18 protein-coding genes are annotated in these 24395 nt (G+C 64.1%); 13 read left to right on the forward strand and 5 right to left on the reverse strand.

Translation table 11 applies throughout. The annotated features are described in order from the left end of the window. Positions 1 to 142: 142 nt before the first annotated feature. Positions 143 to 1621 carry a glycerol kinase GlpK gene (gene glpK / locus BLT75_RS17615; RefSeq protein WP_093034825.1) on the forward strand — a complete coding sequence of 493 codons (1479 nt, stop codon included), beginning with the start codon at positions 143 to 145 and terminating at the stop codon, positions 1619 to 1621. Here the strand turns inward: glpK and BLT75_RS17620 are convergent. The 4 genes from BLT75_RS17620 to BLT75_RS17635 all read right to left on the reverse strand — a co-directional run bounded on the left by BLT75_RS17620 (position 1618) and on the right by BLT75_RS17635 (position 6222). Continuing rightward, on the reverse strand, positions 1618 to 2877 hold the full coding sequence (locus BLT75_RS17620) for a flavin-dependent oxidoreductase (protein ID WP_093034828.1): 1260 nt from the start codon (positions 2875 to 2877) through the stop codon (positions 1618 to 1620). The genes glpK and BLT75_RS17620 overlap by 4 nt on opposite strands. A gap of 64 nt (positions 2878 to 2941) precedes the next feature. Then, entirely contained in the window at positions 2942 to 3712 is a 771-nt protein-coding gene (gene yaaA / locus BLT75_RS17625) for a peroxide stress protein YaaA (RefSeq protein ID WP_093034831.1), read from the reverse strand. A gap of 33 nt (positions 3713 to 3745) precedes the next feature. Continuing rightward, on the reverse strand, positions 3746 to 5785 hold the full coding sequence (gene recQ, locus BLT75_RS17630) for a DNA helicase RecQ (protein ID WP_093034834.1): 2040 nt from the start codon (positions 5783 to 5785) through the stop codon (positions 3746 to 3748). Positions 5786 to 5934: 149 nt separating this feature from the next. Next, entirely contained in the window at positions 5935 to 6222 is a 288-nt protein-coding gene (locus tag BLT75_RS17635) for a YggT family protein (RefSeq protein WP_093034837.1), read from the reverse strand. Between the two features lie 129 nt (positions 6223 to 6351). Between BLT75_RS17635 and BLT75_RS17640 the strand changes: the two genes are divergently transcribed. The 9 genes from BLT75_RS17640 to BLT75_RS17680 all read left to right on the forward strand — a co-directional run bounded on the left by BLT75_RS17640 (position 6352) and on the right by BLT75_RS17680 (position 14012). Then, positions 6352 to 7716: an MFS transporter gene (locus tag BLT75_RS17640; RefSeq protein ID WP_093034840.1), complete on the forward strand. Its 1365-nt coding sequence runs from the start codon at positions 6352 to 6354 to the stop codon at positions 7714 to 7716. Between the two features lie 20 nt (positions 7717 to 7736). Then, a complete protein-coding gene (gene mepA / locus BLT75_RS17645) occupies positions 7737 to 8597 on the forward strand; it encodes a penicillin-insensitive murein endopeptidase (RefSeq protein WP_245706572.1) in 861 nt (286 codons plus the stop codon). Continuing rightward, entirely contained in the window at positions 8570 to 9454 is an 885-nt protein-coding gene (locus BLT75_RS17650; protein WP_093034846.1) for an esterase-like activity of phytase family protein, read from the forward strand. The genes mepA and BLT75_RS17650 overlap by 28 nt, the downstream gene beginning before the upstream one ends. 91 nt (positions 9455 to 9545) lie before the next feature. Continuing rightward, positions 9546 to 10196 (forward strand): queuosine precursor transporter, encoded by a 651-nt coding sequence (locus BLT75_RS17655; RefSeq protein WP_093034849.1) that lies wholly within the window; start codon positions 9546 to 9548, stop codon positions 10194 to 10196. A gap of 257 nt (positions 10197 to 10453) precedes the next feature. Beyond that, positions 10454 to 10873, forward strand: a complete 420-nt coding sequence (gene arfB, locus BLT75_RS17660; protein WP_093034852.1) for an alternative ribosome rescue aminoacyl-tRNA hydrolase ArfB — start codon at positions 10454 to 10456, stop codon at positions 10871 to 10873. 56 nt (positions 10874 to 10929) lie between these two features. After that, the gene (locus tag BLT75_RS17665) at positions 10930 to 11676 is read left to right on the forward strand and encodes an SDR family oxidoreductase (RefSeq protein ID WP_093034855.1); all 747 of its coding nucleotides are present in this window, start codon (positions 10930 to 10932) and stop codon (positions 11674 to 11676) included. Positions 11677 to 11703: 27 nt separating this feature from the next. Further along, positions 11704 to 12720 carry a P1 family peptidase gene (locus BLT75_RS17670; protein WP_093034971.1) on the forward strand — a complete coding sequence of 339 codons (1017 nt, stop codon included), beginning with the start codon at positions 11704 to 11706 and terminating at the stop codon, positions 12718 to 12720. Between the two features lie 112 nt (positions 12721 to 12832). After that, the gene (locus tag BLT75_RS17675) at positions 12833 to 13246 is read left to right on the forward strand and encodes a c-type cytochrome (RefSeq protein WP_093034858.1); all 414 of its coding nucleotides are present in this window, start codon (positions 12833 to 12835) and stop codon (positions 13244 to 13246) included. A 223-nt stretch (positions 13247 to 13469) separates the two neighbouring features. Beyond that, entirely contained in the window at positions 13470 to 14012 is a 543-nt protein-coding gene (locus BLT75_RS17680; protein WP_093034861.1) for an isopentenyl-diphosphate Delta-isomerase, read from the forward strand. Here BLT75_RS17680 and BLT75_RS17685 read toward each other — a convergent pair whose 3' ends face one another. Next, complete coding sequence (locus BLT75_RS17685) at positions 14013 to 16238, reverse strand: response regulator (protein ID WP_093034864.1); 2226 nt, start codon at positions 16236 to 16238, stop codon at positions 14013 to 14015. Positions 16239 to 16372: 134 nt separating this feature from the next. Between BLT75_RS17685 and BLT75_RS17690 the strand changes: the two genes are divergently transcribed. From BLT75_RS17690 to pbpC, 3 genes are read left to right on the forward strand one after another with little or no spacing between them, the layout of a single operon-like run. After that, positions 16373 to 21799 carry an alpha-2-macroglobulin family protein gene (locus BLT75_RS17690; protein ID WP_093034867.1) on the forward strand — a complete coding sequence of 1809 codons (5427 nt, stop codon included), beginning with the start codon at positions 16373 to 16375 and terminating at the stop codon, positions 21797 to 21799. Next, positions 21796 to 22362: a putative glycolipid-binding domain-containing protein gene (locus BLT75_RS17695; RefSeq protein ID WP_093034870.1), complete on the forward strand. Its 567-nt coding sequence runs from the start codon at positions 21796 to 21798 to the stop codon at positions 22360 to 22362. Before BLT75_RS17690 ends, BLT75_RS17695 begins: the two co-directional genes overlap by 4 nt. Continuing rightward, entirely contained in the window at positions 22355 to 24391 is a 2037-nt protein-coding gene (pbpC, locus tag BLT75_RS17700; RefSeq protein ID WP_093034872.1) for a penicillin-binding protein 1C, read from the forward strand. The genes BLT75_RS17695 and pbpC overlap by 8 nt, the downstream gene beginning before the upstream one ends. Positions 24392 to 24395 lie beyond the last annotated feature (4 nt).

The following is a 24395-nucleotide window of genomic DNA, read 5'->3' on the forward strand; positions in this document are numbered from 1 at the left end:
CTTCGCCGGAGGCAGGCAGACAGAACGGCGACGCGACTTTCATACGAAACCCTGCACGTCACAACCATCTGGTATGGGCTTCCGGCAATCCTGCTTTTCCGTCTAAAGTCCCCGGTCAGACGACCACGACAGGGGGCAGCAGATGACCTATATTCTGGCGATAGACCAGGGCACGACCTCGACCCGGGCGATCCTGTTCGATGCGGACATGCGCCGGGCCGCAACGGCGCAACAGGAATTCACCCAGCATTTCCCCGAACCGGGATGGGTCGAGCATGACGCCGACGAAATCTGGGCGACCACGCTCAAGGTCTGCCGCGACGTGATGATGGCCCAAGGCATCGGCCCCGAACAGGTCGCGGGCATCGGCATCACCAATCAGCGCGAAACGACCGTGGTCTGGGACAAGGCCACCGGCGCGCCGATCCACCGGGCCATTGTCTGGCAGGACCGCCGGACCTCGGCCATCTGCGAGCGCCTCAGGCACGCGGGATGCGAGGATGATTTCATCGCCCAGACCGGCCTGCTGCTGGATCCCTATTTCTCGGGCACCAAGGTGAAGTGGATCCTCGACACCGTGCCGGACGCCCGTGCGCGGGCCGAGGCCGGAGACCTGCTGTTCGGCACCATCGATTCCTTCCTGATCTGGCGGCTGACCGAGGGTCGCGTGCACGCGACCGACGCGACCAATGCCGCGCGCACCCTGCTGTTCGACATTCACGAAGGGGTCTGGAGCAAGGAAATCTGCGAATTGCTCGACGTACCCATGAACATGCTGCCCGAGGTGTGCGATTGCGCCGCGGATTTCGGGACCACAACGCTGCTTGGTGGACAGATTCCCATTCTGGGCGTGGCAGGCGACCAGCAGGCGGCAACCATCGGTCAGGCCTGTTTCAAGCCCGGAATGATGAAATCGACCTATGGCACGGGGTGTTTCGCGCTGCTCAATACCGGGACGCAGCCCGTTGCCTCGCAGAACCGGCTGTTGACCACTATCGCCTACCAACTGGACGGGCAACGCACCTATGCGCTGGAAGGGTCGATCTTTATCGCGGGGGCCGCGGTGCAATGGCTGCGCGACGGGCTGGGCATAATCGAGAATGCGGCCCAGAGCGGCGAGTTGGCGGCCAAGGCCGACCCGGCGCAGAACGTCATCCTGGTGCCCGCGTTCACCGGGCTGGGCGCACCTTATTGGAAGCCCGACTGCCGCGGCGCGATGTTCGGCCTGACGCGCAATTCGGGGCCTGCCGAATTCTGCAAGGCGGCGCTGGAAAGCATCGCCTTCCAGACCCGCGACCTGTGGGAGGCGATGCAGGGCGACTGGGGCGCGGATGCGGATGTGATCCTGCGGGTCGATGGCGGCATGAGCGCCTCGGACTGGGCGATGCAGGGCCTTGCCGACCGTCTGGGCGCCCCTGTGGACCGGCCGGTGATGCAGGAAACGACGGCGCTGGGCGCGGCCTGGCTGGCCGGGATGCGGGCCGGTGTCTATCCCGACCAGGCCGGATTTGCCGAAACCTGGGCGCTGGACGCGCGCTTTGCACCGAAGATGCCCGAAGGCAATCGCGAAGCCGCCTATCGCCGCTGGAAGACAGCCGTAGAGGCTGCCATGCTGGTCTAGCCTGCTATCCGCGCGCCTTCGGCGATTGTCCGGGGGCGCGCATTCAACTCTTCGATCGAAAACCCCGCGATGGATTTGTACTTGGCGGCATGCGCGGCCAGTTCGCTGCGGGGAATGACGGTTTCGATGTCATCGAACGCGCCACCGCACAGGTCCTCGACCCGCTGCAAGATCCCGTCCGGACCACCGCCCGCGCGATTGGCGCGACCAACGGCGGTCGTCACCGGGCGCACCCCGGCCTCGTAGGCAGCCAACGCCGCCGGCGTGGGCCCATGCGCCAGTATCATTGCCCCGATGATGCGGGCATCGAGAATGGCCTGGCTTGCCCCGTTCGACCCCACAGGATAGGTCGGATGGGCGGCATCCCCCATCAGCGTCACCGAACCGTCCGTCCATACCGGCAGCGGGTCACGATCGACCATCGGGTATTCATATACCACCTCGGCCCCTCGGATCAGGCCCGGCACGTCGATCCAGCCGAATGACCAGTCGGCGAAGTCGGGCAGGAAGTCGGCGATATTCGCCGCCCGGTTCCAGTCTTCCTTCTTCCACGCGGCGTCGAGAGGGAATCGTTTCTCGGCGATCCAGTTGATCACCGCCATCCCGTCGCTGTCGGGATTCGAGATCGGATAGGACACCAGCCGCAGGTCGTCGTGCCCGATCATCACCATCGCCCCGCCGCCGAAGTAATCCGGCGCGCGGGTCGTCGCGCGCCACAGCACGCGCCCGTTCCAGATCGGCTCTCCTTCGTCCGGATACATCTGCGCGCGCAGCGCCGAGTGGATACCGTCGGCGGCCACCAGCAGGCGGCCTTCGACCTTTTTCCCATCGGGCAGGACCAGCACCGCGCCATCCGGCCCGGACTCGAACCCGGCGGCGCGCGCGCCCGTGACCACACAGTCGCGACCGGCGCGGTCGATGAGCGCGCGGTAGAGCATCATCTGCAGATGCCCTCGATGCACCGAATATTGCGGCCAGGCGTACCCGGCCCAGGTTCCGCGCGGTTCTTCCCAGATCGTCTTGCCAAGTTTCGAATAGAACCCGAGCTGCCGGGTGCGCACCCCGATCCGGTCCAGTTCCTCGCCCAGACCCAGATCCAGCAGTTCGCGCACCGCATTCGGTTGCAGGTTGATCCCCACCCCCATCGGGCGCAGTTCGGACGTGGCCTCGTAAATGCGGAATGGCACCCCGATCTGGTGCAGCGTCAAACCCAGGCTGAGCCCAGCGATACCTGCGCCCGCGATCAGTACTGTCATGTGCTGTTCTCCCTCTCTTCGGGCCACAGACTGCCGGTCCGGGCGTGGAAGGTCGAGAGGAAATTCACCCCTGGTAGGGGCGCAGGAAAACCGGCCGATCCGGTTTGGACATTTCCGGGCGATAGGCATAACCGCCCGCATCGAACTCGGTCAGCGATGCAGGGTCGGTCAAGCGCCGTTGTATGACATACCGGGCCATTGCACCGCGGGCCCGCTTGGCGAAAAAGCTGACCACTTTCGGCGCCCCACCCTTGTCCTCCATGAAGACAGGCGTGATCACCCTCAGCTTCAGCGCCTTGGGCGCGACGGCGCCGAAATACTCCTGGCTGGCACAGTTCACCAGAACGTCGGTCCCGATTTCCGCCGCCTGTGCGTTCAGCGCCCCGGACAGCTGATCGCCCCAGTAGTCGTACAGCGATTTCCCCCGCCGGGTTTTCAGCTTGCTGCCCATTTCCAGACGATAGGCCTGGATCGCGTCCAGCGGGCGCAGCAGACCATAGAGGCCCGACAGGATGCGCAGGTGATCCTGCGCCCAGTCCATCTCGTCGCTGTCCAGCGAACCGGCCTCGAGGCCGAGATATGTTTCCCCGGCAAAGGCCAGCGCCGCCGGTCGGGTCACGGCACCTTCGGGTGCCTCGGCAAAATCCCGGAACCGGTCACGATTGAGCCGCGCCAGATCGTCACTGAGATCCATCAGCTTCTTCAACTCGGCCAGCGTCAGGTTGCGCGCCGATCTTGCCAGTCGGACCGCATCGTCCTGAAAGGCCGGTTCGGTGACCGCAATGTCACGTTCCGCCCAATCCAGCCTCTTGGCCGGAGAGATCACCACCAGCATGTTCCGCCCCCTGTTCCCTAGTCTCGGCCGTATCTAGTCCGACTGCCCGAGAACGTCCAGAAATGCCGCGCCAAATCGTTCCCAGCGACGATCCCCCAGAGCCTGCTGCACCGCATTCCGATCATCGGCGCGCATCTGCGCCACCCGCGCCAACTGCGCCGCCGAGCAACTGAGCGGCTTGTCTATCCCGTCCGGCCCGCGCATCAGGCTGGCCTGTACCGCCAGAAGCCGATCATAGGTTGCGGCCGTGTCGCGCCCCGCCAGTCGTCGCCGGGCCGGGTGCAGCATCTCGGCCGCACCGTTCACGACCTCCAGAAACATGGCACCGTAGCGCTCCAGCTTCCTTGCCCCAACACCGCCGATCCGCGCCATCTGGTCCAGCGTCGCGGGGCGCTTTTCAGCCATTTCGATTAGGGTCCGATCGGGAAAGATGACATAGGCCGGAACGCGCGCCGCCTCGGCCAGCGCCCGGCGTTTGGCCTTGAGCGCCGAAAGCAGCGGTGCATCTTCCTCGCCAACCATGGCCTTGACCGCCGGACGTCGTGCCGCGGCGCGAACCGTATCCTTGCGCAATTCGATTGCTGCCTCGCCCCGCAGGATCGGCAAGGCCGCCTCGGTCATCCGCAGCGCCCCATGGCGTCCGGGGTCAGGGCGAACCAGATCGTGTCCCATCATCTGCCGGAAAATTGCCTGCCACTGCGCCTTGCTGAACGTGATGCCAACGCCATAAGTCGGCAGAAGGTCATGACCGCGTTCGCGGACCTTGTCGGTCATGTTGCCCAGCAGAATGTCGGTCAGATGCCCCGCTCCGAACCACTCCTCGGTCCTCAGGATCGCCGACAAGGCCATGCGGACCGGCGTCGTGGCGTCGAACAGTTCGACCGGGTTGTCGCACAGGTCACATCTGCCGCAGGTGACATCGGTTTCGCCGAAATAGCCCAGCAGGGTCTGACGGCGACAGGTCAGCGCCTCGGCCAGGCCCAGCAGGGCGTTCAGGCGGGCATGGTCGGCAGCACGGCGTTCGGGTGGGGCAAGCCCCTCGTCGATCTGGTTGCGGCGCAGGCGGATGTCGTCAGGGCCATAGAGCGTCAGGGTCTCGGCCGGGCCGCCGTCACGGCCCGCACGGCCGATTTCCTGGTAATAGGCTTCGATCGACTTGGGCAGGTCGGCATGCGCGACCCAGCGGATATCCGGCTTGTCGATGCCCATGCCGAATGCGACGGTGGCCACCACGATCAGCCCGTCTTCACGGGCAAAACGGGCCTCCACGATACGACGGTCCTCGGCCTCCATGCCACCATGATAGTGGCAGGCGCTATGTCCATCCTCGCGCAGCGCCTGCGCGAGCACCTCGGTCTTGGCGCGCGTGCCGCAATAGACGATGCCCGCCTGCCCCCGTCGTCCCCCCGCAAAATCGAGGATCTGACGCCGCGGACTATCCTTCACCGCAAAGGCCAGATGGATGTTGGGCCGGTCAAACCCGCGCAGGAAGAAACACGGCTCGACTCCGTCGAACAGTTTCTCGACAATCTCGGCGCGCGTCTCCGCATCGGCGGTGGCGGTAAAGGCGGCCAGCGGTACGCCCAGCGCCCGGCGCAATTCACCGATCCGCAGGTAATCGGGCCGGAAATCATGGCCCCACTGGCTGACGCAATGCGCCTCGTCGACCGCGATCAGATTCACCCCGATCCGCCTCAGCATCCCCATCGCCGCACCCGAGGCAAGCCGCTCGGGCGCCATGTAGAGCAGCTTCAGCCGTCCCTCCTCCAGCGCAGCCCATACCGCTTCGGTTTCCTCCACGGTGTTCCCCGAGGTCAGGGCGCCCGCCGCGACGCCCGCCTCCTGCAAGCCGCGGACCTGATCCCGCATCAGGGCGATCAGGGGCGAGATGACCACCGTCACCCCGTCACGCATCAAGGCCGGCAACTGGAAACAAAGCGATTTGCCGCCCCCGGTGGGCATGATTGCCAGCACATTCTCGCCACTGGCGACCGCATGGGCGATCTCTTCCTGCCCGGGCCGGAACGCGTCGAATCCAAAGACATCTCGCAGCAGGGGCGCGGCGTCGAACATGTGGAAAGGGCCTGCTCTATCTTTTCAATATGCTCGTTTCCGGCAGCATACACGCGGCCAAAAGACTGAAACAAGCCTGCTTCTTTCTGGTTGGCAATACTCCGGGGGAACGGCCGCAGGCTGTGGGGGCAGCGCCCCCCGCCGGCTGATCAGTAAAAGGCCGCCGCGTTGTTGATCAGGATGATCCGCAGCGCCATGATGCCCAGCAGCACGACCAGCGGGGTCAGGTCCAGCCCGCCCATCGGCGGCAGGATGCGCCGGATCGGTCCATAGATCGGTTCAAGAACCCGGTTCAGCCCGTACCAGATCTGCGCCACCAACTGCTGGCGCATGTTCAGCACCTGGAAATTGATCAGCCAGCTCATGATCACATGCGCCAGGATGAAGAACCAGACCACATCCAGGATCAGCATCAGGATTTGAAACAGCGACTGCATGGGGCCTCCTCGGTTGCCGACCGGAAAAAGACCTAAGAGCAGCCGCGCAAAGACGCAAGGGCCAAGGAAAGACTTGCCTAATGGCCAAGGCAACCGCCATAACCAGAAAAAACGGGCAGGGAAACGGAAATGGCAGGGATTTCGGCGCGCAAGCGGATCTGGGGCTGGTATTTCTTCGACTGGGCCAGCCAACCCTATCACACCCTGCTGATCACCTTCATCTTCAGTCCTTTCTTCGCCGCGGTGGCCGCGGATTACTTCATGGGCCAGGGTCTGGAGACCGAGGCCGCCAAGGCACAGGCACAGGTGGTCTGGTCGCAATGCCTGACGATCACCGGGCTGATCATCGGTATCGGCGCCCCGTTTCTGGGCGCGATGGCGGATATCTCGGGGCGGCGGATGGCCTGGATCACCCTCTTTTGCGTCATGTATGTCGTGGGTGCCTGGGGGCTTTGGTACATGGATCCCGCGGGCGGCAACCTGTGGTGGATGATTGCAAGTTTCGGAATTGGTTTCATCGGAGCCGAATATGCGCTCATCTTCATCAACGCGCAGCTGCCCTCGCTTGGCACCAAGGAAGAGGTGGGCAGGATCTCGGGGTCCGGTTTCGCCTTTGGCTATCTTGGCGGCGTCGTGGCTCTGTTCATCATGCTGCTGCTGTTCGTCGAACAGACAAACGGCAAGACGCTGATCGGGCTTGACCCGGCGCTGGGGCTCGATGCCGAAACACGCGAGGGCACGCGCTCGGTCGGTCCGTTCACCGCGCTCTGGTTCGTGGTCTTCATGATCCCCTACTTTCTGTGGGTGCGTGAACCCCCCGGCAACGGGCGGCGCGGCAGATTTGCAGAGGCTGTCAAACTGGTCGTCCAATCGGTGAGGAATCTGCGCCACCGGGGCAGTCTTGCCAGTTATCTCGCTTCCTCGATGTTCTATCGCGATGCACTGAACGGGCTCTACGGGTTCGGCGGCGTTTATGCCCGGCTGGTTCTGGGTTGGGAAATCACCCTGATCGGCGTGTTCGGGATCATCGCGGCGATTTCCGCCGCGCTGTTCAGCTGGGTCGGCGGACTGGCCGACCTGAAATATGGCCCGAAACGGGTGATCATCGGCTCGATCCTTGTCCTGATCCTCGTCTGCACCACGATCGTCGGCATGGATCGGACCCAGATCTTCGGCATCGCGCTTGCCGAAGGGTCAAAACTGCCCGATGGCCTGTTCTTCGTCTGCGGTGTTCTGATCGGTGGCTTTGGCGGCATCCTGCAGGCATCCAGCCGCTCGATGATGGTGCGCCACACCGCCCCCAATGCTCCGACCGAAAGCTTCGGGCTTTACGGTCTTTCAGGCCGTGCGACCGCATTTCTCGCACCCGCGCTGATCGGTGCGGCGACCGCCGCCACCGGCAGTGCACGCCTGGGGGTTTCACCGGTCGTCGGCTTGTTTATTCTGGGCCTGATCCTGCTGAAGTGGGTCAATCCGAGAGGAGACCAGAGTTAGTGTTTTTCCAGAGAGTTGCCATATTCCTGTTCTGCCTGATTCCCCTGACGGGCCTGTCCCCCGCGCAGGCGGAACCACTCGCAAAGGAACTGTTCGGGGCGCAGAAGACCGCCTCTCGGCAAAAACCCGCCGCCTATGGCAGCTATGCCAAGGGCTGCGCCGCCGGGCTGGAGCAATTGCCGGAAACCGGGCCTACGTGGCAGGCGATGCGCCTCAGCCGGAACCGTAACTGGGGCCACCCCGACACGATCGACTTCATCAAGGACCTCAGCGCCTTTGCCGCCGGTCAACGCGGCTGGAACGGTCTTTACATCGGCGACATCAGCCAGCCGCGCGGCGGGCCGATGTTGACGGGACATCGCAGCCACCAGCTGGGCCTCGATATCGACATCTGGATGCTGCCGGCGAACAACCTGCGCCTGTCCGGTCCGCACCGCGAAAAGATTTCTTCGGTTTCGCTGCGCCGGGCCGAAGGCGCCTATGTCAATTCCAACTGGACCGAGCAACATCACGCGATCATCCGAGAGGCCGCGCGCGACAAGCGGGTGGCGCGGATCTTCGTCTTTCCGGGCGCCAAGGTCTGGATGTGCAACAACGAGAAGGGAAATCGTGCCTACCTGCGCAAGATCCGGCCGTGGTGGGGGCATCACTATCATTTCCATGTCCGACTCAATTGCCCCAACGGGTCTTCGGGCTGTGCCGATCAGGATGCACCGCCCAGCGGTGACGGCTGCGCCGAGGCACAGGAATGGGTAAACAACATCCTCAATCCTCCGCCACCGAAACCGCGCGATCCGAACGCGCCGCCTCCCAAACAGCGCCGCGAGTACGTTCTGGCCGATTTGCCCAAGCAATGCGTCTCGGTCTTGCAGTCGCAATAATCGCTGCCGTCGCGCTGTCCCTGCCTGCACGGGCCGTCGACCGGGGCAAGGCCGAGCATCTGGACAGTTTCACATGGCACCGGGTGGAACCCTGGTTTGGCGGGTTTTCGGCAATCGAACTTGCGCCGGATGGTCTGTCGATGACGGTCTTGTCGGACCGCGCCACCATACTGACCTCACGGATCGAGCGAGACACGGACCGGATCACCGCGATCACGCCCGACCAGGTCCAAAAGCTCAGGTCGAGCCGAAACAAGGTGCTCGAAGGCCGTGTCGGGGACAGCGAAGGACTGGCCATCGCGCCCGACGGGTCCGTCTACATCTCTTTCGAGGGCGTCGCGCGGGTGGCGCGTTACCGCAGCCTCGACGCACCGGCCGAGGTCCTTTCCCGCCCCCGGGCCTTTGACCAGTTGGCGAGGAACGGGGCGTTCGAAGCACTGGCGATGGATGCAAGGGGGCGTCTTTACACCATGCCCGAGATCAGCCGCGCCGCGGATGGCAGCATCCCTGTCTACCGCTGGGATGGCCGGGCCTGGGATACCGCCTTTCATCTGGAACAAGTAGGGGGGTTTCTACCCGTCGCCGCCGATTTCGGCCCGGACGGCCGGCTTTATGTTCTGGAGCGCGATACCGGCACCATCGGCTTCCGCTCGCGCCTGCGGCGCTGGACCTTGACCGGACGGGGCGTGACCGAAGAGGAAACCCTGTTCCAGAGCAGGACGGGCAAGCATGACAATCTCGAAGGGCTGTCCGTCTGGCGCGATACCCAGGGCCAGTTGCGTGCCACCATGATCTCGGACGACAATTTCCGGTTCCTGCAACGCACGGAAATCGTTGAATACCGCCTGCCGGATTGACTCGGGACAGCTGCGCAGGCTACAGGCGGCGCTTGCTCGCCCTGTTCGGCGGGCCAAGTCGCCGCACCCTTGTAAAAACGGACTCTGAGACATGACCCGCAAACACTTTCCCGGCATTCTTGCCATGGCCGCCATCGTCGTGGCCTCGAACATCCTGGTCCAGTTCCTGATCTTCGACGGTCTGCTGACATGGGGAGCGTTCACCTATCCGTTCGCCTTCCTCGTCACCGATGTGATGAGCCGGGTCTATGGGGTCGAAGCGGCGCGGCGCGTCGTGTTCGCGGGTTTCGTGACCGGCGTTGTCTGCTCTCTGATCGGCAGCCAGATCATGTTGCAGGGAGACGGATACACTTATGCCGCCGTGCCGCTGCGCATTGCGGTCGCTTCGGGCACCGCCTTCCTGATCGCGCAACTGACCGATGTGGCGGTGTTCAACCGGCTGCGCGGCGGCGGCTGGTGGCGGGCGCCGCTGGTTTCGACACTGGTCGGATCCGCGCTTGATACCGCCCTGTTCTTCACCATCGCGTTTTCGGCCAGCATCCCGGTGTTCGGTCCGGATGCCGATGCCGCGATCAACTGGGCGTGGGAATCCGTGCCCTTCATGAACTGGGGTGCGCCCGCGCCTTTGTGGGTGACTCTCGCGTTTGCCGACTGGCTGGTCAAGCTGTCGCTGGCGCTGGTCGCATTGATACCGTTCCGCCTGATCGTTCGGCATCTGACGCCAACCCGAGGCGCTGCCTGAAAAAAACGTTTGGCGCAAATCACTTCCTGTGGCAGGCTGAAGGTGAGTTCAACAGCAAAGCAAAGGAGGTGGTCCAGTGTCGAGAAAGGGATTGGAGAGAGGTGTCGGAACCTAGGGCAGGCGCCGGTCAAGGCAGTCCTTGGCGGTGATCCGCCCCGGTCGAGCCGTTTGGCCCACTGGCACAGCTTCCTGAACTTTCGAAAGGTCGCCCCATGGGCGGCCTTTTTCATGGGACGTCGCGAGGCTATGGTCACGCCATGCTCTATGTGACCAACGATATCGCAATTCAGGACTGGGAGTTGAGCGAAAGCTTCATCCGCGCCTCGGGGCCGGGTGGGCAGAATGTCAACAAGGTCTCCTCAGCGGTCGAACTCCGGTTCGAGGCAGCACGCTCTCCCTCACTGCCTGCCCCGGTCAAGGCGCGGCTGAAACGGCTCGCCGGGCGGCGCTGGACCAACGAAGGCGCAATCGTCCTGCAGTGCGACGAAACCCGCAGCCAGGCGCGGAACCGGGAGATTGTCCGCGAACGGCTTGTGGAATTGATCGCCCGCGCGCTGATTGCCCCCAAGCGCCGTATCGCCACGAAACCGACCAAGGGTTCGGTTCGCCGGCGGCTCGACGCAAAGAAGGCGCGTGGCGAAATCAAGTCACTGCGTGGCAAGATAGCCGACGAATAGGCTGGCGCCGCCTCGTTCCGGTGCTAGGGTGTCGCCAGCGCAGAGGGAGCAAGCATATGAGACTGAACGGAAAGACCGCAATCGTCACGGGTGGCGCGCAGGGTTTCGGCGCTGGGATCGTGGCCAAGTTCGTGTCCGAAGGCGCGCGCGTCATGGTTGCCGACATCAACATCGAACAGGCACAGAAAACGGCGGCCGAAATGGATGGTGACGCCATTGCCCACCAGGTCGACGTATCCGATGGAAACTCGGTCGACGCGATGGCGGCAGCGGCATTGCGCCGGTTCGGACATGTGGACATCCTGGTCAACAACGCGGGCGTGACGCATCTGCCGACCCCGCTGGAGGATGTCAGCGAAGCCGATTTCGACCGGGTGTTCCTGGTCAACATGAAGTCGGTCTACCTGACCGCCCGCGCGTTGGTTCCCCATATGAAGGGGCGTGGCAACGGTGCAATCCTGAATATCGCCTCCACCGCAGGCGTTTCGCCGCGCCCCCGGCTGAACTGGTACAATGCTTCCAAGGGTTGGATGATTACGGCGACCAGGACCATGGCTGTCGAACTTGCCCCGTCGGGAGTTCGTGTGAACGCGTTGAACCCCGTTGCCGGTGAAACCCCGCTGCTCAAGTCCTTTATGGGCGAGGATACGCCGGAGACGCGCGCCAAGTTTCTGGCGACAATCCCGCTGGGCCGGTTCTCGACACCGCAGGACATGGGCAACGCCGCCTGTTTCTTGTGCTCGGACGAGGCCAGCATGATCACTGGCGTCGCCATGGAAGTCGATGGCGGTCGCTGCATTTGAGCAACCGGAGATCAGGACCGACCAATGATGCATCCCGGCCCCCGCAACCTGATCACCGATGTTCCCGGTCTGAAAGTCGGTAACGCACAGGATGACGTGCTGAAATCCGGTGCGACGGTTCTGACAGCGGACCGTCCCTTCATGGCCTCTGTCCACGTGATGGGCGGCGCGCCGGGGACACGTGAAACCGACCTTCTGGCCCCCGACAAATCGGTCGCGCGTGTCGATGCGCTGGTGCTGTCCGGCGGTTCGGCCTATGGGCTGGATGCCTGTTCGGGCGTCTCGGATGCCTTGCGGGCACAGGGCCGCGGGTTCCACGTGGCCGATGCCGTGATCCCGATCGTACCGGGCGCGATCATCTTCGACCTGCTCAACGGCGGGAACAAGGACTGGAGTGAAAACCCCTATCGCATGCTCGGTGCGGCGGCGTTTCACGCCGCAGCCGAAAATTTTGCCCTTGGCACCGCCGGGGCAGGAACCGGCGCACTCACGGCAATGCTGAAGGGGGGCCTGGGCTCGGCCTCGCTGGTGCTGCCGGATGGCACCACGGTCGGTGCATTGGTCGCGGCCAATCCGATGGGCAGCGTCACGACCCCCGGCGAGCGCCATTTCTGGGCCGCCCCGTTCGAAATCGGTGACGAATTCGGCGGGCTTGGGCCCGACAGCGCCACCGGTCTCGGACGCCAGATGGAGAGCCGTAAGGCCAAGGCCATGCGAAACCGAACCGATGAACGCGCCAATACGACGATTGCCATCGTCGCCACCGACGCCGACCTCAGCAAGGCACAATGCCAGCGGATGGCAATTGCGGCGCACGACGGCATCGCGCGGGCCACGGTGCCCGCCCATTCTCCCGGCGACGGGGACCTCGTGTTTTCGGTTTCGACCGGCGAACGCCCGATGGCCGCGCCGGAGCGCGATCTGACCATGATCGGTCATGCTGCGGCGATCTGCCTGTCACGCGCCATCGCCCGCGCCGTGTTTCTTGCGCGACCTGCCCCGGGCGATTTGCTACCATGCTGGGAAACGGTCCAAATCACATAAAAAGCCCGTGATCGGGTGCGACACAGTGCCTGAATGGGACATTCGGACAGTTGACTCGCACCGAGAGTAAAGTCTCTCTTTGGCGCAACGGAAAACCTGAGGAGATCACACAATGAACCGCATCATTGCCACCGCCTTTGCCTGTGTCCTTGCCGTCCCTGCCCTTGCATCCGGCGATGCCGAGAAGGGTGAAAAGGGGTTCAACAAGTGCAAGTCCTGCCACATGGTCGAATCGCCCGCCGGCGAGACCATCGTCAAGGGCGGCAAGACAGGGCCGAACCTGTACGGCGTCGTCGGTCGCGCTGCTGGCAGCGCCGAGGATTACAAGTACAGTGACAGCATGACGGCCGCAGGGGAAAAAGGACTTGTCTGGGACGAAGAGACCTTCGTGGCCTACACGCAGGATCCGGCAGGCTTCCTGAAAACCTACCTGGATGACACCGCCGCCAAATCCAAGATGACCTTCAAGCTCAAGTCGGGCGGTGAGGATATCTTCGCCTTTCTAGAAAGCGTTGCCGCCGAATAATGGACCCTGTCCGGGTATCGCGATCGAGGCCGCAGTATCAGACTGCGGCCTTTTATACGATTGAACACGCGCCGGATCGCTTCCACTTTGGAAGGGCGGAAACGCCAAGCGGGACTGACATCGCTTCGAACGCCGCAAGAAACACCCTTTTCTGGCCGGACCGGCCCCCGATCTGACGATAGACGGGCTTCGTGCATGCAGGAGTTTTCGACATGGGGATGGTATGGGTATCCTGATTCCGGCCTGGGTCGATGGCGCACTCGCCCCGGTGGACAAGTTGGAAGCGCATGAGAAAGGCCTGAAGCACAAGGCGGTATCAGTGTTCGCCGTGCGTGGCATGGATATCCTGATTCAACGCCGGGCCCTGGGCAAATATCACACACCTGGCCTTTGGGCGAACACCTGCTGCACGCATCCGGAATGGGACGAAAGCGCCTCGGCCTGTGCGGTGCGCAGACTTCGCGAGGAACTTGGAATCACCGGACTTTACCCCGAGTATCGCCACCGGCTGGAGTACCATGCCGACGTCGGCAACAACATGGTCGAAAACGAAGTCGTGGACGTGTTTCTCGCCCATGTCCGCGGGCCGCTGGATGTCACTCCAAACCCCGATGAAGTCATGGATACCCGCTGGATCGCGTACCACGATCTCCTGGCCGAAGTTCAGCGGTATCCCGAGCGTTTCACACCCTGGCTGAAGATCTATCTATACCACCATGCGGATACGATCTTTGGGCCGGACCTGATCATTTCGGCAAAAGCGTGATCAGTCGTCCTCTTCCGTTGTGAACGGAAGGGTATCGCTGGGCCGTGCCTCGGAAATCTGGGCATGAAGCAGGGCCTTGCGCAGGGGTTTCGTCATGTACTGATCCAGCCCCGCGGCGAGAATCCCCTCGCAATCTCCGGACATGGCATGGGCGGTCAGCGCGACGATGGGAACGTGTCGGCCGGTTCCGGCCTCTTGCCTGCGGATTTCCATGGTTGCCTGTTTGCCATCCATTTTGGGCATCGAAATATCCATGAAAATCAGGTCCGGATGGAACTCGCGCCAAATATCCACCGCCTCCAGGCCGTTGTCGGCAAAACGCAGGTCGATATCCAGCGACTTGACCATCTTGGCAAACACCAATTGGTTCGTCCGGTTGTCTTCCGCTGCGAGAACCTTCATTTTCCGACTTTGCCGGGGCTCGCCTTGCGGGCCTGGTTCAGCTTCCCCCCGAGGGGCCTGCTGCGCGCTTGCTGGTGCCACAGGGCAGTCCGGGACACCAGCAGCAACAGAGAACAGGAGACGAAACAGTTCCGATCGCGGAATCGGTTTCTGAAGTACCGCCTGCACATGCAGACGCGACGGGTCACCGCTCAGCTGAGCGGGATTGGAAGAAAGCAACAAAACAGGGACATTGCCCCAATTCTGTTCCCGCAGCTTCCGTGCAAGCCCCAGACCGTTCATGCCCGGCATGTCGTGGTCGCAAAGCACAAGGTCTATGCTGTCGTCCATCAGCCGCAGCGCCTCCTCGCCCGAGGCACAACATGTGACCCGTACCCCGAGTTGCGACAGCTGCTTGTCCAGGATTGCCCGGTTCACACCCTGATGGTCGGCCACGAGAACATGCCTGAGCGCCCCAGGCAGGTTTGGTAATTCCGCTTGCTGCGGCTCGCTCATCGGCAAAGTGAGGCGGAACCCGAAACACGATCCCCGCCCCTCCTCGCTTTCGACCCACACGGTGCCGCCCATCATCTGGACCAGACGCCGCGAGATGGCGAGGCCAAGCCCGGTCCCGTCGAACTGGCGGTTGCGCTCGTTCTCGACCTGGTTGAATTCGCCGAAGATATGCGAAAGCTTGGATTTCGGGATGCCGAGACCGGTGTCCTCGATCGCGACATGTATCGCGCACCGCCCCGATAGCGGATCGGGTACGCCTGTGACCCGAACCAGCACATGCCCCCGAGACGTGAACTTGACCGCGTTGCCGACCAGATTTGTCAGGACCTGACGCACGCGCCCCGGATCGCCGACGAAGAGCGTCGGCAGGAACAGGTCGTAGTCGACGAGGAGCGACAGCGCCTTGTCCCGCACCGTCGGTTGCATCAACATCGCCACTTCGTGGACACAGCGCTCCAGATCGAAGGGCTCGGGGTGCAGCACCATCTTGTCCGCTTCGATCTTGGAATAGTCCAGCACATCGTTGATGATCACCAACAAGGCTTCGCCCGAGCTTTTTATCGTGCTGGCATACAGTCTCTGTTCCTCGTCGAGAGCGGTGTCGCACAAAAGCTCGGCCATGCCCACAACGCCGTTCATCGGCGTACGGATCTCATGGCTCATGTTCGCGAGGAATGCGGACTTGGCACGATTTGCGGCTTCCGCCTTTTCGCGGGCGGCGCGCAACTCGGCCTCGTATCGGACCGTAGATGTGATGTCCAAGGCCAGGCTGACCACATCGCCGCCATGGCCGCGCTGGTCGATCATCTTGACATATTGGTCGTTCCACAACCGAACTACGACCGGCTCCGGCGTGGGCGAGGTCCAGCGGTCAAGCATCATTTTCTGCCATTCGGAATTGGTCAATGCATCGGTATCGACGATCCCTTCTTCTGTCATCAACTCCAGAATGCGACGGTAGGATATGCCGGGCGCAACTTCTTCGAGCCCGTCGAAGACGTTCAGATAGGCTGTGTTCGCCCCGATCAGCCGGCTTTCCGCATCAAAGAATGCGAACCCGTCCTCGATGGTCTGAATCGAGTGCCACAGCCGCCGTTCGGCGACCTCGATCTTGGCATTGGCGACGGTAAGGTCGGATTTGACCTTTTCGTTCTCGTCGCGAACCGTCGCCACCTCGGCCTGTTTTTCGCCGATCTGCCTGGTCAGGGCCAGGGCATGCCGCCCCAACTTTCGGTTGGCTGCGGACAGTTCCGCCTGTTTCAGTTCCAGCAATCTTTCGGCGGCAAGCCTCGCACGGCGTTCCTCGGCAAGCTTGTTGACCAGGCTCATTCGTGACAGTCCCCAACACAACCTGGCCGACAACATCGAACAGATCGGTGAAAAAGAGCTTAAGGGCGACGGGCCGGGAATCCTTGCAAACCCACGTGTGCCCGTGCGACCTTTGCATTGAACAGGAGGTCGGTATGCGACGTTTTGGATTTTTACTAATTCTTTATTTTTCGGTGTTTTTCTCTGGTGCAACGCTCTCTCAGACGCAGCAGGTGGCCCCGGCTTTCCGCTATGTCGTGACCCGCGACATGGACTTTTTTGGCGAGGATCTGGATGCGCTGTTCGACACCGACCTGTCATCCTGTGTGCGGGCCTGCGACGTCAACCGGGCTTGCGCTGCGTTCACCTTCAACGCCCGGTCGAACGCCTGCTTTCCCAAAAAGGGGGTTAGCCAGCAGACCCCGTACCAAGGCGCCATCTCAGCCCGGAAATGGCCGATTCCACAAGCTGTCGTGGACAGGGCGCAGGCACGCGCCGCGGAGTTGGAGTTTCTCGGAGCATCCGACCTGACGTCTGCCTCAGACCTCGCGCGGACGCTCGGCCTGCGTCACCCGGCGGGCGATCTGGCTCTGGACCAGGTGCTGGATGCGATGCGCACCGCTTCCAATCCGGCGCAGGCGATGGGCTGGGCCGGGGTGGCGGTGTCGTTGTCTGACCGCGCCGACCTCTGGGCCGAATACGCGCGCCTGCTGCTGTCGATCCGCACCAACGACGGCACTGCCCGCGGTGATTACCAGCGGCGGGCGCTCCTGGCTTCGGTCAACGGCTACCTGCGGGCCGATCAGCCTGGCACCGAGGTGAATGCGCTCGATCTCATGGCGCAGGCGCTCGAACGCTCGGACCGCGGGCGCGACACGGTTGCGGCGCTTCGGCTTGCTTCGAAAATCCAGCCGCGCGAAGACATACTGGCCGCACTCGAGGCGGCCGTCGCGAAATACGGCTTTCGCGTCACTGACAGCACCGTGGAAAGCGAAAGCGCACTGCCGCGCATCTGTGCGCAATTCTCCGAACCGCTGGTCAGGGCCGGGGTGGACTATGATCCCTATGTACAGTCCCCCGATGCCCCGTTGGTGGTACAGGCGGACGGAAACCAGTTGTGTCTGGACGGGGTCGAGCACGGGCAACGCTACCGGGTGACCCTGCGCAAGGGCTTGCCCGCCGCCTCGGGCGAAACACTCTGGAAAGACGTGACCCTGAGCCATTACGTCCGCGACCGCAGCCCCGCCGTGCGCTTTCCGGGGCGGTCTTACGTGTTGCCCAAGGCGGCGGATGCCGCGATTCCGGTTGAAACGGTGAACACGACCGCGCTGGACCTCACCCTGCGCCGGGTCAGCGACCGCAACCTGCTGCGTGCCGTGCAGGAAGGGTATTTCGGCCGGCCGCTGTCCTATTGGGAGGACCAGAGCTTTGCCGCCGACATCGCGCAAGAGGTTTGGACGGGCACCGCAGAAGTCGAAAGCGAGTTGAACCGCGACATGACCACCCGCCTGCCGCTGGCCGAGGCCATTGCCGGGCAACCGGCTGGCATCTATGCGCTTACTGCCCGTGTGCCCGGTGCCGACCCCTATGACGATCCGGGCGCGACACAATGGTTCGTCCTGTCCGACCTTGGCCTGTCCACCGTATCGGGTAACGACGGGCTGCATGTCACCGTGCGCGGCCTGTCGGATGCCGCCGCCCGCGGCGGTGTCGCCCTGACGCTGGTGTCACGCGCCAACGCGGTGCTGGGCACCACAACAACCGACGCCGATGGCTATGCCCGCTTCGACCCCGGCCTGGTCCGTGGCATAGGGTCGGCAGCCCCCGCACTGGTCCTCGCCAACCTGGGCGAGGACGATATCGGGTTCCTGTCGCTCACCGATCCGGCCTTTGATCTGTCCGACCGCGGCGTCGAGGGGCGCAGGCCCGCTGGCCCTGTCGATGTGTTCCTGACGACCGACCGGGGCGCCTATCGCGCCGGCGAAACCATCAATGCAACGATGCTGAGCCGCGACAACACGGCACGCGCCATCGAGGGGCTGCCGCTGACCGCGATCCTGAGCCGGCCCGACGGGGTTGAATATACCCGCAAAGTTTCTGACGGCGGTGTCGCCGGCGGCCATGTCTTTGCCCTGACCGTCGGCCCCAGCGCCCCGCGCGGCACCTGGCGGCTCGAGATCAGGAGCGACCCCAAGGGCGAGGCCCTGGCAAGCCAGAGCCTGCTGGTCGAGGATTTCCTGCCCGAACGTATCGACTTCTCGCTCTCGCTACCCAATGCCCCGCTCTTTCCCGGTGACAGCCCGCCGCTTGACATCGAGGCGCGCTATCTCTTCGGCGCTGCGGGCGCCGATCTGACGATCGACGGTCAGGTGTTGCTGAGCGCCTCCGAAGAGATCGATGGCTGGCCCGGCTACCGCTTTGGCCGGCATGACGCCCATGTCTCGACCCAGAGCAGCTATTTCGGCGGCGAGCGCACGGATGCCGCAGGTCGCGCGCGCCTTGCGGTCGAGATTCCCGATGTCGATGCCGAGGGGAAACGACTTTCGGCCACTGTCATCGCAAGGCTGGCCGATGGCTCGGCCCGTCCGGTCGAACGGCGGCTGACCGTACCCGTCTCACCCGCAACCCCGGTCATCGGTATCAAGCCGATGTTCGAAGACGTGGTGAGCGAGGGCACCGATGCGGCCTTTCAGGTCATCGGTCTGACCCCCGATCTGTCCCCGCAACCGATGCAGGTGAAATGGACGCTGAACCGCGTCGAGACCCGCTATCAGTGGTATCAGCTCTACGGCAACTGGAACTGGGAGCCGATAACTCGCCGCACCCGCATCGCAACCGGCGAAGCGGCACTGGGCGAGGCGCCCCTGTCGCTGTCGCAGCCGGTGGAATGGGGGGAATACGAACTGGTGGTGGAACGGCTCGATGGCACCTATGTCGCCACATCGGTCGATTTCTACGCGGGCTGGTACCAGGCGGCCGATGCCTCGGCCACGCCGGATCGGCTGGAGATGTCGCTGGACCGCGAAAGCTATCGTCCCGGCGACACCGCCCGGCTGCGCATCGTTCCCCGCATGTCCGGCACGGCGCTTGTCTCGGTCCTGTCCGACCGGGTGATCGCCCGCCAGGCGATAGAGGTCGAGGCCGGTGAAACCGTGATCCCGCTGGAGGTGAGCGCCGATTGGGGCACCGGGGCCTATGTCACCGCGACGGTGATCCGGCCGATGGATGTGGCAGCGGGACAGAACCCTGCCCGCGCGCTGGGTCTGGCCCATGCCAGCGTCGAGCCGGTAGGCAAGGAACTGTCTGTCAGGATCGACGCGCCGGAGGTGGCCAAACCCCGCCGCACCCAGACGATTCGCGTTGCGGTCGATGGCGCGCAACCGGGCGACCAGGCCTGGCTGACGCTTGCCGCCGTCGATCTTGGCATCCTGAACCTGACCGGATTCCAAAGCCCCGACCCCAAGACCCATTACTTCGGCCAGCGCCGGTTGGGCGTTGAACTACGCGACATCTATGGCCGCCTGATCGACGGAATGAATGGCGCCACGGGGATCGTGCGGTCGGGCGGTGATGCCGACAACGGTCTCAGGATGCAATCGCCCCCACCGACGCAAGAGCTGATGGCGACGTTCAGCGGGCCCGTTCAGGTCGGCCAGGATGGCACTGTCGAGGTGGATATCCGCCTGCCCGCCTTCAACGGAACCGTCCGGCTGATGGCGGTGGCCTGGTCCGGTGCCGCGGTCGGCCAGGCAGAGCGGGACATGATCGTGCGCGACCCGGTGGTGGTGACCGCAACCGTGCCCCGCTTCCTTGCGCCAGGCGACAGCAGCCGGATCCTTCTGGAAGTGGTGCATGCCGATGGCCCGTCCGGCCAGATGGAACTGGCCCTTACAGCGTCCGGCGGGCTTGGGATCGGCGCTCAACCGGGCCGGGTCACGCTGGCGGACGGGGCAAAGGCCCTGTTCGAAATCCCGGTCTCGGCGACGGCGATCGGAGATCCCCTCATCAAGGTCAGCCTGGTTACACCCGACGGGCGCGAGCTGGGCCAGACCCTGACACTGGCGGTCCGGGCCAACGATCCGGTCGTGGCGCAGACCCGCCGCTTTGCACTGGGCGCGGGCGACAGTTTCCTGTTCTCCGATGATGTCTTTGCCGGTCTGCGACCGGGTTCCGCGCGTGCGGTCCTGTCCGCCGGGCCGCTCGCGAAATTCGATGCGCCCGGCCTTTTGGAACTGCTCGACCGCTACCCCTATGGCTGTACCGAACAGGTCACGTCGCAGGCGATGCCTCTTCTGTACCTGAGCGCCGTGGCCGAGGCGGCGGGCCTTGGTCATGGCCCGCAGATTGCCGAGCGTATCGACGCCTCGATCCGGCGCATCCTGACCCGGCAGGCCTCGAACGGCGCGTTTGGTCTCTGGCGCGCGGACAGCGGGGATTTCTGGCTTGATGCCTATGCTTCGGATTTCCTCAGCCGCGCGCGTGCCACAGGTCATCCGGTGCCGGATCGCGCCTTTGCCATGGCGATGGACAACTTGCGCAACCGCATCAGCTATGCCCCCGACTTCGACGAAGGGGGAGAGGATATTGCCTATGCCCTTATGGTGCTGGCGCGTGAAGGCGCGGCGGCGATGGGCGATCTGCGCTATTATGCCGACGTCAAGGCCGACGCCTTCACCACGCCGCTGGCGGCGGCGCAGCTTGGCGCGGCGCTGGCGTTTTATGGCGACCAGACACGTGCCGATGCCATGTTCGCGCAGGCAGCGCGCATGGTGGCGGGCCAACGGGCCGAAAACCCGGTCTGGCGGGCAGATTACGGCACCAACCTCCGCGACGCCGCAGGCTTGCTCACCCTGGCCGCCGAGGCAGGCAGCGCGGTGGTCGACCGTGACGCGCTTCTGGCGCGGATCGACCGGCCGGCGGGCCAGATGTCGACGCAGGAAGCGGCCTGGACACTGCTTGCCGCGCAGGCGCTGGTCAAGGCACCGGAACAAACCGGCCTCAGGGTCAACGGCGCTCCAGTGGCCGGGCCTTTTGTCCAGGTGCGCGAAGGCCTTGGGAAAGAGGTTCTCAACATCACCGCGTCAGACGGTAAAGCCACCGATATCACGCTGACGACGATGGGCGTGCCCGAGGTTTCCCCCCCGGCTGGCGGCATGGGCTACACCATCACGCGGACGCTTTACACGATGGACGGCGCACCGATTGATCGCGACACGTTCACCGTGGGTGAACGCTTCGTCACCGTCCTGACCGTGTCGCCGCACGAGGACACGGGCGGGCGCCTGATGGTCAACGACCCGTTGCCCGCGGGATTCGAGATCGACAACCCGGCGCTGTTTAGGTCGGGTGATGTGCGCGCGCTCGACTGGCTGGCGATGGACGAGGCCGACCATGCCGAGTTTCGCAGCGACCGCTTTCTTGCCGCCGTCGACAGGTTCGATGCGGGGCCAATAACGCTGGCCTATGTCGCGCGCGCGGTCAGTCCCGGCGTGTTCCATCGGCCTGCCGCTTCGGTCGAGGACATGTACCGCCCACAATTCAGGGCCCGGACCGCAACCGACCGGATCAGCGTGACGCAATGACGGACAAGCGCCAAATAGCCACCGCACACTGGCGGCGCCTGGACTGCGAAGGGTCTGACCGCTGCACGCTGTGGCAAGCGGAACAGGGCTTGATGCTGCTGGGCCACGCACATTGGCGCAGCGATGACGAGGACACGGTGCTGAGCTACGATCTGCGCTGCGCCCCGGACGGGCAAAGCCTTTCGGCCGACATCGCCGGCGAACAGGGCGGGCGGCGGATCGAGCTGCGCCTGCACCGGACCGGCGAGGGCTGGCTGCTGAATGACGTGCTGCAACCTGAAACCGGGGATTGCACCGATCTGGATCTGAGTTTCACTCCAGCCACCAATCTCTTGCCAATCCGGCGATTGAGCGATGCTGCAAACGACGAGTTGCGGATTTGCGCGGCATGGCTTCAACCCGATCTGGACTGCGTCAGCCGTCTTGACCAGATCTATACCCGGCTGGCGGATAACAGGGTGCGCTGCGCCTCACGCGGGTATGGCGCGGATCTCGAGGTGCATGGCAGCGGCTTTGTCACCGGTTATCCAGGGCATTGGCACGGTTGGGTCGACGATGGCTAGGACCCACATCTGGCTGGTCGCCTGCGTGCTCACCCTATGGGCCGGCGCCTTGGCGCGCGACCGCTTCGATGCCTGGATTGATGCGACTGCCCTGCCGCCTGTTCTTTCCGAAACCGGAGTCGAAGTGCTTGACCGCAACGGTGCATTGCTCAGGGCCTTTCAAGTCGGCAACGGGATCTGGCGGCTGGATCATGGCCCGGTCGATCCCGGATTCATTGCCATGCTGGTCCGATATGAGGACAAGCGGTTTTTCGATCATTCCGGGGTTGACCCTTTGGCGATGCTGCGGGCGGTGGCCCAGGCGATATGGCACGGACAGGCGGTGTCGGGCGGCTCGACCCTGACGATGCAGGCCGCCCGGCTGATCGAAGACGGACCGACCGGGCGCTGGGCCGGAAAACTGCGGCAGATCCGTGTCGCCTTGGCGCTGGAACGGCGACTGGACAAGGGGCAGATCCTGACGCTCTACCTGTTGCACGCGCCCTATGGCGGCAATCTGGAAGGCATCCGCGCGGCCACGCTTGCCTGGTTCGGCAAGGAACCGCGCCGTTTGACTGCCGCGCAGGCGGCCCTGCTCGTGGCACTGCCGCAGGCGCCCGAGGCACGACGACCCGACCGCAACCACGTCACCGCGCGGATCGCGCGTGACCGCGTCCTGCACCGGATGGCAGCCCGCGGTGTTCTGACACCGGCCGAAGTCGCGGCGGCACTGTCAGAACCCATGCCGCAGGCCCCACGCGCCTTTCCCAGGCTTGCTCCGCATCTGGCGGACAGCCTGCGGACGAGCGATCCCGCGGCGCAGCGGCATGACACCACGCTTGACGCCGGGGTGCAGGCCCGGATGGAGGTCCTGATCGCGGATGCCGCGCGGCGCGCTGGCGGTCAGGTTTCCGCAGCATTGATCGCAGCCGATCATCGGAACGGTGAAATCCTCGCCTCCGTCGGCTCCGCCTCTTACGAGGCCGCACGGCAAGGTTACCTGGACATGACCCGGGCCTTGCGGTCGCCGGGTTCCACATTGAAACCCTTTGCCTATGGACTGGCCTTCGACCAGGGCCTGGCGCACCCCGAAACCCTGATCCAGGACAGTCCGGTGATGTTCGGCCGTTACGCCCCGCAAAACTTCGACGGCAGGTTTCGCGGTGACGTGCGGGTGCGCGAGGCGCTGCAAGTTTCACTCAACATACCGGTCGTGCGGTTGATGGAGGAATTGGGTCCAGCCAGGCTGATGGCAACGCTTGAGCGCGGTGGGGCCTCACCGGATCTGCCCGGCGGCCAGCCCGGCCTCGCGGTTGCGCTCGGCGGCGTCGGCCTGTCGCTGCGCGACCTTGTCCAGCTCTACGCCGGGCTCGCCGGAGGAGGCCAAGCGCCGCTGCTCAGAGCCTTGCAAACGCAGCCGAAGGAAGAAAGCCGGCGCATGATCTCGGAGACCGCAGCATGGCAGGTGAGTGACATCCTGAGCGGTCTGGCACCGCCACCGGGCGCCAGGCAGGGGGTTCTGGCCTACAAGACCGGCACGTCCTACGGACACCGGGACAGCTGGGCCATCGGCTATGACGGGGCACATGTGATTGGTGTCTGGTTCGGGCGTCCGGATGGCACACCTGTCCCGGGGGCCTTTGGTGGCGAGCTTGCCGCGCCGGTCCTGTTCGAGGCGTTCGGGCGGCTGAAGTCGGAGTTTTCGCCCTTGCCGCCTCCTCCATCTGCCACATTGATTGTGGAAACCGCAGCGCTTCCACAGCCGTTGCAGCGGTTTCGCCCGCGCGAGGCAGCTTTTGACGGCGGGCCGGACGCGCCCCAACTGCTGTTTCCACCAGACGGTGCGTCCCTGGTGGCGGAAGATGGCAGGATCACCGTGAAAATACGTGGCGGATCGGGCCCATTCACCGTTCTTTCCGACGGCAAACCATTGGTGACGCGCTCGCCACTGCGAGAGATCGAGGTCCCGGCTTCAGGTCGTGGCTACACAACCCTGGTCGTTCTGGATGCCGCCGGACAGGCCGACCGCGCGACGATCACGCTGGACTGAGTGG

Source organism: Ruegeria marina, assembly GCF_900101475.1.
In the GTDB taxonomy this organism is placed as follows: domain Bacteria; phylum Pseudomonadota; class Alphaproteobacteria; order Rhodobacterales; family Rhodobacteraceae; genus Ruegeria_B; species Ruegeria_B marina.

What these genes read in the sequence shown, in the direction of transcription:
- BLT75_RS17640 (WP_093034840.1), top strand. Translation starts at nt 6,352, where the DNA reads ATGGCAGGGATTTCGGCGCGCAAGCGGATCTGGGGCTGGTATTTCTTC.
- BLT75_RS17655 (WP_093034849.1), top strand. Translation starts at nt 9,546, where the DNA reads ATGACCCGCAAACACTTTCCCGGCATTCTTGCCATGGCCGCCATCGTC.
- yaaA (WP_093034831.1), bottom strand. Translation starts at nt 3,712, where the DNA reads ATGCTGGTGGTGATCTCTCCGGCCAAGAGGCTGGATTGGGCGGAACGT.
- BLT75_RS17675 (WP_093034858.1), top strand. Translation starts at nt 12,833, where the DNA reads ATGAACCGCATCATTGCCACCGCCTTTGCCTGTGTCCTTGCCGTCCCT.
- arfB (WP_093034852.1), top strand. Translation starts at nt 10,454, where the DNA reads ATGCTCTATGTGACCAACGATATCGCAATTCAGGACTGGGAGTTGAGC.
- BLT75_RS17690 (WP_093034867.1), top strand. Translation starts at nt 16,373, where the DNA reads ATGCGACGTTTTGGATTTTTACTAATTCTTTATTTTTCGGTGTTTTTC.
- BLT75_RS17670 (WP_093034971.1), top strand. Translation starts at nt 11,704, where the DNA reads ATGCATCCCGGCCCCCGCAACCTGATCACCGATGTTCCCGGTCTGAAA.
- BLT75_RS17650 (WP_093034846.1), top strand. Translation starts at nt 8,570, where the DNA reads ATGCGTCTCGGTCTTGCAGTCGCAATAATCGCTGCCGTCGCGCTGTCC.
- BLT75_RS17620 (WP_093034828.1), bottom strand. Translation starts at nt 2,877, where the DNA reads ATGACAGTACTGATCGCGGGCGCAGGTATCGCTGGGCTCAGCCTGGGT.
- BLT75_RS17680 (WP_093034861.1), top strand. Translation starts at nt 13,470, where the DNA reads ATGGGTATCCTGATTCCGGCCTGGGTCGATGGCGCACTCGCCCCGGTG.
- pbpC (WP_093034872.1), top strand. Translation starts at nt 22,355, where the DNA reads ATGGCTAGGACCCACATCTGGCTGGTCGCCTGCGTGCTCACCCTATGG.
- BLT75_RS17665 (WP_093034855.1), top strand. Translation starts at nt 10,930, where the DNA reads ATGAGACTGAACGGAAAGACCGCAATCGTCACGGGTGGCGCGCAGGGT.
- BLT75_RS17635 (WP_093034837.1), bottom strand. Translation starts at nt 6,222, where the DNA reads ATGCAGTCGCTGTTTCAAATCCTGATGCTGATCCTGGATGTGGTCTGG.
- BLT75_RS17685 (WP_093034864.1), bottom strand. Translation starts at nt 16,238, where the DNA reads ATGAGCCTGGTCAACAAGCTTGCCGAGGAACGCCGTGCGAGGCTTGCC.
- glpK (WP_093034825.1), top strand. Translation starts at nt 143, where the DNA reads ATGACCTATATTCTGGCGATAGACCAGGGCACGACCTCGACCCGGGCG.
- recQ (WP_093034834.1), bottom strand. Translation starts at nt 5,785, where the DNA reads ATGTTCGACGCCGCGCCCCTGCTGCGAGATGTCTTTGGATTCGACGCG.
- BLT75_RS17695 (WP_093034870.1), top strand. Translation starts at nt 21,796, where the DNA reads ATGACGGACAAGCGCCAAATAGCCACCGCACACTGGCGGCGCCTGGAC.